The following is a 14,042-nucleotide window of genomic DNA, read 5'->3' as shown; positions in this document are numbered from 1 at the left end:
CTCCCGCCCTCTATGCGCACACCCCGCTTTTACGAGTTTCGCAAACGCAGCGGCTGGTACCAGCTGTTTCCCAACACCACCATCGTGCTGTTCTTCCTCACCATGGGGGTGATGCTGTGGACGCTGGATGCCCGCGAAGCAGAACAGCAAAAGAGCAATCTGGCACGCGATGCCCTGTGGGCCGAGCAAACCCTGCAGTTGAAGCTGGAAGACAATCTGGCCCAGCTGACCGATCTGGCGCGCAGCCTGGGCAGCGGCGAAACCGATGAAGCCGCCTTCCAGACCCAGGCTTCGCAATTACTGGCCAACACGCCGGAGATGCTGGCAGTAGCGCGCAGCGACAGCCATGGCCTGCTGCGCTGGACCGCACCCTACGAAGAAGGACCGCTCTCACCCGGTGGCAGCATCCAGGCACAAGATGCCTTCAAGCTGGCACAACAGAATGGTCGTTTTGCCTACAGCGCCCCATTTCGCCGCAGCAATGGCAGTTGGCGTTACGAGCTGCATATACCGCTCTACCAGAACGGCCAGTTCAACGGCATGCTGGTCGCCACCTTCGATGCCGACAATGTGGTCAGACGGCTGCCCCCAGCCTGGTTCAGCGAAAAATACCAGCTGGAACTGCAAACCCGCGACGGTAATACCATCGCCCGCAACGTACAGAACCGCCTGCGCAGTGGCCCGGAGGAAAAGCTGGAACTACCCGGTACCGGCCTGAGCATCAGCGCCCGCCCGGTACGCGGTGCCATGACCCAGGCCCGCCTGCTGCAACTGGGGCTGATCGGCGGCATGGCCCTGCTCACCCTGCTCAGCCTGCTCAGTCTCAACCGCCATATTCGCGGCCGAGTGGAAGCCGAGCGCGAACGCGACCGTGTCTACAAGCTGTCGCAGGAAATGCTGGGCGTGGTGCGGCGCGACACCACCATCCTGCAGCTCAACCCCGCCTTCGAACAGGGGCTGGGCTATAGCGCCGACGAATTGCTGGGCACCTCCTTCCTCAACTACCTGCTGCCCGAGGAAAGGGAAAGCGCCCGCGACAGCTTCGAGCGCCTGTTCGACACCGGCGGCACCGACCGCTTCGTGCAAACGCGCATCCTCACCAAGCACGGCGAAGTGCGCTGGATTGTGTGGGCGCTCAGCCCATTGGCCGACAGCGGCGTAGCCTATGTATCCGGCCGCGACATCACCGCCGAAAAACACGCCGAGCAGGCGCTAAGGCAGGAATCGGCCTTCCGCAAGGCCATGGAAGACTCGCTGGTGGTGGGCATTCGCGCCATCGACCTGCAAGGCCGCATCAGCTACGTCAACCCCTCGTTCTGCGCCCTCACCGGCTATAGCGAGCAAGAACTGATCGGCCAAGGGGCACCCTACCCTTACTGGCGGCAAGGCCCGCTCAGCGAGGGCAACCGGCGTGACCTGGACGACACCCTGGCCGGCAATGCCCCACCCGAGGGCTTCCAGTCCATCTTGCAACGCAAGAACGGCGAAGAATTCGACGCCCACATCCTGGCCTCGCCACTGATCGACGCCCGTGGCCGGCACACCGGCTGGATGGCCGTGCTAACCGACATCACCGAGCGGCTGGAAGCCCAACGCCGGCTCGAAGCCTCGCACGACCGCTTTGTCACGGTGATCGAAGGGCTGGATGCCGCCGTGGCGGTGGTAGACCCGGCCACGCTGGAGCTGCTGTTCTGCAATCAGCGCTACCAGCAGTGGTTTACCCCGGACCAGCCGGCCAACAGCCAGCTGGGCTATTGTGACCTGCGCCTGGTCGAGCTGATGCGCAGCGCCCGCGACGTGGACATGGAAGTGTGGATGGACCCGCCAGCCCGCTGGATCTCCATGCGCCGGCGCAGCATACGCTGGGTAAACGGGCGCATCGTGTCCATGACCATTCTCACCGACACCACCCAGCAGCACGACGCCGAAGAGCGCTACCAGCAGCAGATGCAGCAGCTACAATCCACCTCGCGCCTGGTCACCATGGGCGAGATGGCCTCCACCCTGGCACACGAACTGAACCAGCCGCTATCGGCCATTGCCAACTACCAGGCCGGCTGCATCGAACGCATCCGCCAGGGCAAAGCCACACCCGAAGCACTACTGCCCGTCATGGAAAAGATTACCGCCCAGGCCGAACGCGCCGGCACCGTGGTGCGACGCATCCGCGAGTTCGTCAAACAAAGCGAACCAGACCGCAAGACCTGCCAGCTGCCTGACATCATCGAAGCCTCGCTGGCCATTGCCGATATTGAAGCCCGCCGCCAGGCCGCCACCATCGACATCCGGCTGGACAAAGACTTGCCGCCACTCTATGTCGACCCCATCCTGGTGGAACAGGTGCTGCTAAACCTGATCAAGAACGGTATCGAAGCCATGCAGGACTGCACCCCGGCCGAACGTGTGCTGCATGTGGAAGCGCGGCAGCTCAATCCGCGCCGCATCGAAGTGGCCATCAGCGACCACGGCCACGGCGTGCCGCTGGACCTGAAAGAACGCCTGTTCGACGCCTTCTTCACCACCAAGGCAGAAGGCATGGGCATGGGCCTGAATATCTGCCGCACCATCATCGAGTTCCACGAAGGCCAATTGTGGGTGGAAGACAATCCCGGTGGTGGTAGTATTTTCCGATTCACGCTACCGGTGTCCGAAACATGAGTGCCAGCTCTCCTCACGTTCACATCGTCGACGACGACGAAGCTTTCCGCGATTCGCTGGTTTTCCTGCTGGAAAGCCACGATTACGCCATCTCCTGTCATGACAGTGCCGAAGCCCTGCTGGAAAACTTCCAGCCACAGGGCGCCGGCTGCCTGATCGTGGACATCCGCATGCCCGGCATGAGCGGGCTGGAACTGTTCGACGAACTCAGTGCCCGCCACAACCCCTGGCCGGTCATCTTCATTACCGGGCATGGCGACGTGCCAATGGCGGTGCAGGCCGTCAAACGTGGCGCACACGACTTCCTGGAAAAACCGTTCAACCAGCAAGCCCTGCTCACCGCCGTCGACAGCGCACTGTCGCTCAGCCAGCAGCAGCAAGCCAGCAGCGCCGCCCGCGACCGCCTGGCCGAATGCCTGGCCTCGCTCACCAGCCGCGAACGCGAAGTACTGGACAAGGTGGTGGAAGGCAAAATGAACAAGGTGATTGCCGACGAACTGGGCATCAGCATCAAAACGGTGGAAGCCCACCGCGGCAAGATGATGGACAAGATGAAAGTACGCTCGATTGCCGACCTGGTGCAGGCCGTGATGGCGCATCGCTAAATCTGGCCATCGGCAGATACCGGCTGACGACACCGGGCGGACAAGCTCGATCCGGCATGGCCGGCAACGGCAGCTTGCCGACTGATCAGTACTATCCCTAATAGAAACAGATAGTTCTGATCAGTATGATGTGCGCTCACCCTGCTGCTGGTCGTTTTCTTGACCCCGACCCACAGCAATTCGCGCACGGCGATGACATGGGGTGAAAGTTAACCCTCCGTCGGAGCCTGGCTCTGACATTGCAGACCCCGACCAGCCCCGCTGGCGGGGTGTTTTTTTGTCTGCAGGCCGGGCAATTGCCTCATAGCACAAATGCTGCGGCCAGCACCGGTCATGACAAACCAGCAATCAACCGTAAGCAGTTGATTGCGAAACGGTCCAACCTACTCCCAAATTCTGCTTAAATAACCATCAATGCTTGACCCACCAATCCAACAGCGTCTCATCTGCAGGGTCCTCAAAATTCTTATAAACATTAGCGCAATACCATTCCACACCAACTCTCGATTTAAAACCATCAAAAAACCTATTAATAGTCTGAATATCATTACTTGACGGAACAGAAAGAGCCAGATTCCCACCATTTACACCATCCAGACTACCACCCAATTCGCTTAACACAGTTTGATTCAGCCGTTCAATCTCTTCATCAGCAATTTCATCAGCATAAATTTGTATGCAAAAATTCCCACCCCGCCTCAATACAACTGCTGGTTGATCTATCTTCTCTATACGAATCAAATCTGCTTTCGCCATATTTAATGCCAAGCCAGGCGACGACAGTAACTCGTAGCAACCATCCCCAACGGGGATCGCAGGCAGTTCCTCATACACGGGCCCTAAATCGTCATGTCCAGCGTACACATTAATTAGACAAGCCGTTTGACTTTCCGTTGAATTAAACACGCCAAACCCTAGTCAATAACCCACATCATCTTAAGTAATAAGGTAAAATGGTGGATGTCCATATAAACCCCAGTCACCAAAATCAACACACAACCATCAAACTGGATAATATCTCATACTATTCAATCTAAAATCCTGCAGCGTATTGAATACAAGATCATCAATCGGTATGAAATGAACTCCCTTTAGATCAACCTCCTGCAGGTCCGAAACCAACTCCTCAGACACGACCAAGCTCAATTGACCAGTTGCTGCATCAAACATATCAAACATGTCAAAATCAAAATCAGCACGAACTCTGAGCACTTCAAACATATCATTAAACTCACCTGCCATTTTGCTACACTTAAAATCCACAACATCAGCCATGGAAATTCTTTTTGTTCTACCCACAAAAAACAAGCCGCCATCTGACTTGACTTGACCTTTTACTACTCGAACAATCTGCTTAATTTCATCAAAACTAGTTTTATAATTTTTAATTATATTTAAAAATCTCTCACTAAAAACATAGAAATAATCCGACCCTCTTCTGATATCGCATTCACAACAATCCTTATTAACTATCAAAGTCAGGCCATCAGGAAATGGCATCAATTTCCCACCAAATCTCTTAGGACCAGCATACCACGGTTTTTTACCATAGTGCTGAAGGCTATCCTTATCTACACCATCAACCAATATTGCAGAATAAAAACCGGAAACACACCCATCACTCTCACTCATCACTGCCAAATAGTATTTTTTCATAAAAACCTTAACTTAGCCTTTCCGGACAAGTTCCCGTTACCAAAGGAGATCTCATTTGCGACCTTCGCTCATCCTGCAATCTGCCTATTCTCACCCGAGCCTCAGCTGCTGAAATTCGACCAGTCTCATAGTTTCTTCTAATTACACTGACATCTGCATCAACAGACCTCGAATAATTAGCATGAGAACCATTATGATAATACTTCCTATTTGCCGAAACCGCTCCAGACTGACTATCAGGCATTAGAACTCCATTCGACCGATGATCTCTCATCCCAGCCATACCAATATCATCAAAAAAATTCTCATTTTTATTCCATATTTCTTGAGGAATTATGTGCTGAGCTTGCTTTTTATCACCCTTAACACCTGCCAGACTTTTATCCAAAGCACAACTACCGCCTGCCTTTTTCAAGCCCCAAGGGTCAACCCACTCAATTGGGTTATCTGCATATTTATGGATATTTAACCCACCAAACAACCCAATCGGGTCCCGCGAAATAAACCGCCCTATCTCCGGATCATAGTAGCGATAGCGGTTGTAGTGCAGCCCTGATTCGTCGTCATGATACTGCCCTTGGAAGCGGAAGGGGTTGCGGATGCCGGCGGAGGCCGCCGCCTCGGCAATCACTTCCCGTGCTTCGCCCCAGGCCTGGTAATCCATCTCCAGTGCCAACTGGCCTTGCGCGTCGGTGAGCGCTTGCGGAGTGCCGAGGTGGTCGGCGTGGTAGTAGTACACCGCGCGCGGGGCTGATGGTTCCGGCCCTGCCTGCAGCAGCGGGTCGCGTTCTGGGTCGTAGGGGTTGTACTGGTTCCATGCCGGCACTTTCACGCCCTGGATAGCGTCGGTGTGTACCTGGGCCAGCGGGATGAAGCTGCCGGGTTCGAACAGGTAATGCACCGCAGTGTCGTCATGAGTTTCAAACGCCAGTACGTCACCATCCCAGCCGTACAGGATTGTCTTGCCCTGGCTGAGCTTGGCGATACGGCGGCCCAGCGGGTCATAGCGGTATTCGGTGCTGTCGCCACCCGGCGCTATCAGCCGGCTCAGGCGGTTATAACCGTCCCATTCCAGCTGGGTGAGGCTGCCGTTGACGCGCTTTTCGATGAGGTTGCCACGGCTGTCGTAGCGATAGTGACGGCCGGCGTAGTGGCTCAGCAGATTGCCCAGCAGGCTGTTGTCCTGATGGCCGTCGGCTGTCGGTGTGTTGTCCAGCAGGTTGCCGGCCGGGTCGAAGCGGAAGCTTTCTACGCCTTTGGGGGTGGCGGCCTCCAGCAGGCGGCCTACCGGGTCGTAACGGTAGTTGGTCTGACCGCTGCGATTGTCGGCAATGCCGGTGAGCTGGCCGGCGGCATCGTACTGGTACTGGCGGCTCCACCGGGTGGCACCACTCAGGCGCTGGCTGCTGAGGCGGCCGGCTTTGTCGTAGGCCAGGGTTTGCTGCAAGCTATTGCCCAATGTGCGTTGGGTTTCGCGGTGCAGTTTGTCGCGCTCCAGATTCAGGATGTCGTGCTGACCGAACAGCAGGCCATGCACATGGCCACTGCCGTAATTGAGTACGTCCAGGCGATGGCCATCCGGGCGGAGCGTAGCGATGCGGTTGCCCAGTTCGTCGTACTCATGCCGCCAGCGGAAGGTTTGCCGAAGGCCGGCGACATGGTAACCGTGGTGTTCTTCGCTGACATTGCCGACCGGGTCGTAAACCCAGCGCAGGCTGGCATAGCGGTTCTTGGCTTTGAACAGGCGGCCGGCCGGGTCGTAGCCGAAGTTTTCCTTGCTGCCCGGCGCGCTGCGTTCGATCAGGCGACCGGCGCGGTCGTAGCGGTAGTGGGTGGCGACATCGCCTTCTTGCTGTTCCACCAGTCGGCCGGCGGCGTCGTAACGGTAACGGGTGACGGCACCATCGAAGCCGGTTTCCGCAATCACCCGTCCGCCTTCATCGTATTCAAACAGGTAGTGACGGTGGTTTTCATTGCGCAGGGAAATCAGCCGGCCCAGTTTGTCGTAGCGGTAGGCCAGTGCGTGGCCGTTGGCATCGGTACGGCTTTGCAGACGCCCGGCCTTGTCGTAGTCGTAATGTGTGCTGCGGCCCAGCGGGTCGGTGATCTTGAGCAGGCGGGATTCGGCATCGTGCTCCAGTTGGGTGGCCTGGCCATCTGGCGACACGATAGCGCGCAGGCCACCATTATCGCCGTACTGGTAGCGGGTGGCGCTGCCCATGGCATTGATGACGAGTACCGAGCGCCCACGCTCATCGTATTGCCATTGGGTAAGGCTGCCAGAACAGTCGGTATAGCTTTCCAGCAGGCCATCCGGACGATAGCTGATCTTTTTAGCGCCGCCTTTGGCGTCGGTCACGGCAACCGGCAGGCCCTGCTCGTTGTAGGCGTACTTGGTTTTGTGACCCAGCGGATCGGTCTCTTCAATCAGTTGCCCCTTGTCGTCGTAGGCACGCAGCCATTTCTCGCCCAGGGGGTCGGTGATTTCAATCAGGTTGTCCTGGTCGTCGTAGGCAAAAGCCACTTCGCTGCCGTCCCGACGCTCGTGCAGCACCATATTGCCCCTGTCGTCATAGCTGAAGCGGTCTTCGCTACCGTCAGGGTGCACATGGCTGATGAGCCGCTTGTCTTCATCGAAATCGAACCACTCTTCTTTGTGGTCGGGATAGACGATGCGGTAGTTGTAGCCCTTTTCGTCGAAGTAGTACTCCGTGGTGCGGCCGTAGGCGTCTGTCACGTACGTGAGATCGATATTGTCGTCCCAGGCCAGGCGCACTTCGAGGCTGCCGTCATCAGCATATTCGCGAACCGCACGCGCTTCGCTGTCAATGCCGTCCCATTCCAGCGAGATGCTGCGTCCCGTGCGGTCGGTGTAGCGGGTAACAAGGTGATGGCTGTACTGATAAGCCCAGCTTTGGTCATTCTCATCCCAGGCTTCCACCAGGTCCCCGGCATCCGCCATCAGCGGATTGATCTCGGTATAGCGATAGCGCGCCAGCACTCTGCCGCCGGTACCTGTCTCCGGATTGCGCAGCGCAACGGCGACAATTCGGCCAGCGGCATCATGGTTGATGTCCAACACATGCCCTGCACTGCTGATGAGTTGCGAGAGCCGACCCTGAGTGAAGCCCATGGCAATGCTGTTGCCGGCTCGATCCTTGATCATCGCGAGACGGAAGCTATCCCCCTGCTTCTCATACAGCTGGATCAGATCATGGCCAAAGGCTTGCGACAGCAAGGTGTCCGACAGCCGGGTCAGCGTATAGCCTTCGATGGCGTCTTTGTGGGAAAGCCCTTCAGCCAACAACGGGTACTCCAGCGTTCTGCCACTACCGTCATGGTATTTGAGCTGCCCGCCGTCGATATCGAAGCGGGAGAGGTAAGGCAAGGTCCAGCGCGCACCCAATTCGCCAAGCTGGTCGTTGGCGGCAAAGTCGGATCGGTAACGACGGCTCCACACAATGGGCAACACGCCCGGCAAGCTGAAATCCGTGTGTTCGAATGTTTCCTCGCCAAACGCGTAACCGATGGCATGCCCGGAGGTGGCGCAAGCACATGGCGGAGCCGGTTTTTGCTTGGGCGCGAATCTGGCCGCCACCTCCTTGCCGGCTTGCGCCACTTTGGCGCTAACCGTCTTGACGGATTTGCCGACAACCGCGCCGGCTTTGACCGGCATGTGCTTGAGAAAGGCGCGCGCCAGTTTTTCCAACAAGGGCTTGAGGTGGCTGCTGTACATCTTCATCAGCATCTCGCCGAGCTTTGCCGCCCAAGTGGCAATGGCCGCGCCCAGCCGCTGCATCAGACGCGCGGAAGCGGTGCCCTTCAACAAGCCGTCCACCTCGTGTGCCGCCGTTACCATCATGCCGCTGGCCGCCTCCTGACCTGCCGAGGCCGCCGCCTTCTTGATGGCGTGCAAGTGCGCGCTGATGGTGCCCCATAATCCGTCGTCGTTGGTCTTTTCCAGGTTGTAACGCACCGGCGTGTGCGGTACGTGCTGCTCGACATAGCTGCCGAACTTGCCAGTGCCCATGCTGGTCAACAAATCCGCGAAGCCCTTGAGCATCGTGCCGCCCTTGGCCCCGCACTCCTTCAGCTCCGCCTCGATTTTGCTGTCGACAAACTTGACCCACTCGGCCGGGGAGTTGCGATAACTGGCCGGCAACATGGAGATCAGCTTGGCGGCGAGGCCGGCTTCGATTTCCGCCTTGGCCCAATCCTTGCCAGCGCGCCGCAGGCTGGTGGCGCACAACTTCAGCGTTGGCCGAACACCCGCCTTGAACAAACCGCCGGCTGCCGGCACCACGCCAACCAGATCCACACCCAGAAACAGCCAGTCGAACACGTCGACTTCTTCGCGGCGGTTGGATTTGTTGCACATGTCCACCACGTCCACGACCACATCGCCGATGGAAATCAGGTTGCCCACAACCGGGACAGCCGCAGCAACGGTTTTCAGCGTTTCAACCGACAGATGTCCGTCGCTGATGCTGCGCAGCCATTTGTCGAAATCCTGACCGGTTTGCTCAAGCACTTTGGCGGCGTTTTGTGGAGTAGCGGATAAAACGGCGACGGGACGGGCGGCAGCTGTTGTCATGATTTTTACGTATCAAAATTTATCGTGATGTCGGGTCAGATCAAGGAGGGCGTGGAACTTGGTGCCGAAGGCAAGCCCGGCTTCAAGTTGCGGGCAGCGTCGAGCGTGGATTGCGCCCTACCGGCCATCTGCCGCACTTGGTTGGCCTGTGCAACTAGCGCTCCCGCTTGCCCGGTGATACCTGTGGCCGCACCGGACATTGCGCCTGACGCCAACTGTCCTGCGTGTTCCATCAGATCGGGCCCCTTGCCTTGCATCAATTGGCGCGCCATGCCTGCAATGCCAGCTGGCGCGCCGCCCAACAGGCTGCCCAACTGTTGCATAGCCTGGGCCTGAACCGCGGCGCCCGCCTGCTTCTCCAGCTTGGCCGCCATCTGCGCCGCGTCGTCAGGCGAAGGCACGAAGGGGAAAACGTCTTTTTTGTCTTTATGTGGCCGCCCAAGGAATGCCACCTCTACCGGACCTTCCGGCAGACCGTGCACCATCGCTTTGCCGGCTTCGTCCAGCACGCCCTTGTGTTTAACGCCCAAGGCATCGGTCACCACAAACTTGCCCTGATTCATCGAGTAGCCATTGGCGAATTCGTGCAACACCTGCAGATTGCCGGTACCTGGTTTGGCAAAGGTTGGCACCGGTGTACTCAGGCTGGCCGGCCCGGACAGGCTATGGCTGGCGCCTTTCACACTCACCACGCTGGGGCAATGCACTTCGATATTGCCGCCCTTCAGCCGGATATAACCGCCGCCGCTGGTCAGCAGGATTTCCTGGCTGGCGGCAATGGTGACCTTGCCCTTGGCCGAGGTAATGGTCAGGTCCTTGTCCGCCGTCAGTTCCATCGCATCACTCTGCGCCTGCACCTGCACCTTGCCCTTCGCCGCAATCAGCTTCAGCGCAATCTGGTCTTTCACTCCCGCCACAAACAGGCTGATGTGCTGGCCGACGTTGTGCAGCCAGCGGCGGCCGGTGGTGTGGTTGGCATCGCGTTGGGCGATGAGGTTGAGGTTGGTGCCGGCAGAGATTGTCTGGCTTTGTTCGGTCAGGCTGGCGATGCCGGCCGGGGCGGACAGGATGAGCAGGGGTTGCTGGCCGGCCTGGTCTTTGGCCGTTTTGCCGTCCTTGTCGGTGTTGCTGCCGGCTTCCCAGGCTGTGACGGCGGCGGCGTGGTGTTGCAGGTGGCCGCTGTCTTTTTTGCCGTCTTTGCTATTGTCCGGCTTGATGCCGTCCGGCCCGGTTTCCATGGTGTCGGCCAGTTGGCCGGTGGCCACTTCCGCCAGGCTCTGGCTGAGGCTGAGGGCGGCGTCGAGCTGGCTTTGTGCATGTTCGCGCGCCAGCTGTTTGCCGCCAGCGCCGTTTTGCGCTTCGGTGCTGATGAGCAGGCCGTGGCCGGCGCGGATGGCACCGTGCTGGTCGGTGCGCAGTTCGAAGCCTTCGCCGCGTGCTTGGGCTTTGCCATTGCTGCGCGGATGGGTGAGGAAGCCCTGGTTGAGCTGGGTTTTGCCGGGCTCGGAACTGAGCTTGGCGCGTACTTCGCCGGGGGTGTCGTCGAACAGCAGTTCGTTGTACTGGCCGCCCTGATGCTCTTTGGATTTGATACCGGACAGCGTCTTGTTGGCTGGTAAGGCTCCGGCGCCGCTGAAGGCCGGGGTGGCGTGGCTGCCGTTGTACAGCACGCCGACGATGACCGGGCGGTCGATATCGCCTTCGATAAAGTCGACCAACACTTCCTGGCCGATGCGCGGGATGAACTGGTGGCCCCAGCCAGCGCCGGCGCTGGGCATGGCCACGCGCAGCCAGCAGGAGGAGCTGTCATCCAGATTGGCACCGATGCCGGGGTGTTCGTCTGTGCGCTGCCAGTGGAACTGCACCTTGATGCGGCCCAGTTCGTCGGTGTGCACTTCCTCGCCCGCCGGGCCGACCACGGTGGCGGTTTGCACGCCTTTGGAAGTGGGCTTGGCCTGCGCGCTGTGGGCATAAGCCGGGGTGAGCGGAATGCCGCGCCGCTGGGCGGTGATCTGGGTCTGGAAGGGGCTGTTGTTCTGGCTATCAGTTGATGTGGTGTCGGCACCGTTTGCCAATAAATTACGCAGACTGCTGGCCAGATCACCCGGCAGATTATTGTTGGCGCGGAAGGTTTGGCCGGTGACGACAAATTCGCGCTGTTCGCTGCTGTCGGCTTCGTGTGCCGGGTGCTCGTCCAGGCGGAACCACTGGCCGGCTTGCAGGCTGCGTACCGAACCGCTGCCGCTAAACTGCTTGGCCTGCACATCGTGCGCCTGCTGGCGCAACTGGGCGTACTGGCTCAGCTGCTCGGCATCACTGGCGTAGTACAGCGACTGCGGGTCGTAATCCTGCAGCGTGGATTGCAAGGCATCGCCACTGCGGCCTTGCTGGATGCGGGTCTGGTCGCCGGTGTGCTGGGTGCTCACCGGCTGGTAGTCGAAACTGGCCAGTGCCACATTGCCGGACACTACCTGCCGCGCCGCCGACCAATCCGTCAGGCCGTCTTCTTCCTCGGTGGCATCGCTGCGATGGAAACGCACCCGCTCGCTGGCGGCCGGCGGCAGGCTGAAGGCGTCGTCGAATACCACCAGCTTGACCTGCGGATGCTCGCCATCGACATGCTCGAAACGCCAGGCATAACCCTCTTCGTGCAGCAGCCGCACGATGAAATCGAAATCGCTCTCGCGATACTGCAGACAGTAACTGCGCGGGCTGGCCGTGGCGGTGTGGAATTCCAGCGTCTGCACCTGGGCAAACACCGGGTTGTTGGCCTGATGCTCGGCCAGGATCTGCTTGACGATGTCGGGGACGGACAGATCCTGGAACACCCGCGAGGTGCGGCGCAGGCGCAGCAGGGCAAAGGGCGGTTCGATAGTCAGGCCATACTTGGCAAAGCCGCCATCAGAACCCAACAACTCGGCGCGCGACACCACGCCACAACGCACCACCTCGTTGCCATCGGCATCCAGCACGCCCAGGCGGGCCGCTACACCGAGCAGTGATTTGAGTTCGATAGTGCCGTCGGGGGACAAACAGCTCAGCTGATAGCGATAGGCTTCCGACACGCCCTCGCTGCCGTCCAGGGTGTGGGGCAGCAGCTGCTCGGCGGCGATCTGCCCACCATCCAGCTGCAGGGTAAGCAGGCGCTGGTGCTGGGAAAAGGCGGCGGCGAAGCTGGCGAGCAGGGTGGAAAAGTCCATGGCGTCTCATCACGTCTACTGACGTGAATCTTCACATTCTGTTGAAAGTTCAACAGTTTATGCGCCTAACATGCGCCGGACAAGGTGGAATGGCATGAATGCGTAGTTCTACTGAGCTTTTGCCTGGTGTGTTCAGCCTGAAACAGCACAGTCCATCCCAAGGCAACATCCCCTGTGAGAGCGATGCCGGAAAGCAGCAGACAAAAAAATGCCCGGCATCACCGGGCGAGAGACAAAGCACTACACAAAGCACGAGGAAATTCAGCAGTACTGGAAATGGGCACGCTTCACATTGCACAGCACTTCATAGGAGATGGTGCCGGCCTGGGCCGCCACTTCGTTGATATGCACGGTGTCGCCCCACAGTTCAACTTCGCTGCCGATGCCGGCTTGCGGCAGGTCGGTCAGGTCCACTGTCATCATGTCCATCGACACCCGGCCGATCACCCGCGAGCGCACGCCATCAATCGCCACCGGGCTGCCGGTGGAAGCCAGGCGCGGGTAGCCATCGGCATAGCCGCAGGCAATCAGGCCGACGCGGGTGGGACGTTCCGCCACAAAGCTGGCACCGTAGCCGACCGGCTCGCCAGCGGCCAGTTCACGCACACCAAAGACCTTGGAGGTGAGCCGCATGACGGGCTTGAGTGCTGCGCCCTGCTCGAAACCGGCAGGCAGCGGCGAAGCGCCATACAGCATGATGCCGGCGCGGTTCCATTGGCGATGAGCGCGCTCATGGCAGAGGATGCCGGCCGAGTTGGCAATGCTTTCCTCACCCGGCAGATAGCGGCAAACACTATCAAAGGCTTCCATCTGGGCATGGGTAGCCGACAGCTGCGGCTCGTCGGCACGGGCGAAGTGGCTCATCTTGACGATTTTGCTCACCTTGCCGCTGGCCATTAGCTTGCAATGCGCGGCGGCATAATCCTGCGGGAAGAAACCGGCGCGATGCATGCCGGAATCCATCTTCAGCCACACGGTATAGGGCTTGGCCGGATTGGCCTGCAGCACCATGTCCAGCTGCTGCGGGCTTTGCACCACACACCACAGATCATGCGCTTCCACTGCGGCCAGTTCGGCCGCTTCGAACACGCCTTCCAGCAGCACGATGGGCAGGCTGACCCCGCCTTCGCGCAGCTGGATGGCTTCTTCCAGACAGGCCACGGCAAAACCGTCGGCCACATCGGCCAGTGCGGCGGCACAATGCACGGCACCATGGCCGTAGGCATTGGCCTTGATCACGGCCAGGGTCGGGCCACCGGCCATCTGCCTGGCCAGCAGATAGTTATGCCGCAGGTTTTCCAGGCGGATGCTGGCGATCAGCGGGCGCAT

Annotated in this window: 7 protein-coding genes; 2 read left to right on the top strand and 5 right to left on the bottom strand. The window is 59.2% G+C overall.

All coding sequences use genetic code 11. The annotated features are described in order from the left end of the window. The first annotated feature begins 12 nt into the window (after positions 1 to 12). Together H2Z84_RS17700 and H2Z84_RS17695 are read left to right on the top strand one after the other, a co-directional pair. Positions 13 to 2,658 (top strand): PAS domain-containing sensor histidine kinase, encoded by a 2,646-nt coding sequence (locus H2Z84_RS17700; RefSeq protein ID WP_181837125.1) that lies wholly within the window; start codon positions 13 to 15, stop codon positions 2,656 to 2,658. Continuing rightward, a complete protein-coding gene (locus tag H2Z84_RS17695) occupies positions 2,655 to 3,263 on the top strand; it encodes a response regulator transcription factor (RefSeq protein WP_181837118.1) in 609 nt (202 codons plus the stop codon). Before H2Z84_RS17700 ends, H2Z84_RS17695 begins: the two co-directional genes overlap by 4 nt. 411 nt (positions 3,264 to 3,674) lie before the next feature. Here the strand turns inward: H2Z84_RS17695 and H2Z84_RS17690 are convergent, their stop codons facing one another. From H2Z84_RS17690 to alr, 5 genes are all read right to left on the bottom strand, one after another. Beyond that, a complete protein-coding gene (locus H2Z84_RS17690) occupies positions 3,675 to 4,097 on the bottom strand; it encodes a DUF4265 domain-containing protein (RefSeq protein ID WP_220272901.1) in 423 nt (140 codons plus the stop codon). A gap of 168 nt (positions 4,098 to 4,265) precedes the next feature. Beyond that, entirely contained in the window at positions 4,266 to 4,919 is a 654-nt protein-coding gene (locus H2Z84_RS17685) for a hypothetical protein (RefSeq protein ID WP_181837116.1), read from the bottom strand. A 7-nt stretch (positions 4,920 to 4,926) separates the two neighbouring features. Continuing rightward, entirely contained in the window at positions 4,927 to 9,513 is a 4,587-nt protein-coding gene (locus tag H2Z84_RS17680) for an RHS repeat-associated core domain-containing protein (RefSeq protein WP_181837115.1), read from the bottom strand. A 35-nt stretch (positions 9,514 to 9,548) separates the two neighbouring features. Next, complete coding sequence (locus H2Z84_RS17675; protein WP_181837114.1) at positions 9,549 to 12,713, bottom strand: type VI secretion system Vgr family protein; 3,165 nt, start codon at positions 12,711 to 12,713, stop codon at positions 9,549 to 9,551. Positions 12,714 to 12,974: 261 nt separating this feature from the next. Further along, positions 12,975 to 14,042, bottom strand: a complete 1,068-nt coding sequence (gene alr, locus H2Z84_RS17670; protein WP_181837113.1) for an alanine racemase — start codon at positions 14,040 to 14,042, stop codon at positions 12,975 to 12,977.

This window comes from Aquitalea aquatica (genome assembly GCF_013911085.1).
Taxonomy (GTDB): domain Bacteria; phylum Pseudomonadota; class Gammaproteobacteria; order Burkholderiales; family Chromobacteriaceae; genus Aquitalea; species Aquitalea aquatica.
The sequence above is the reverse complement of the archived record's forward strand: the minus strand, read 5'-3'. Positions and strand labels throughout refer to the sequence as shown.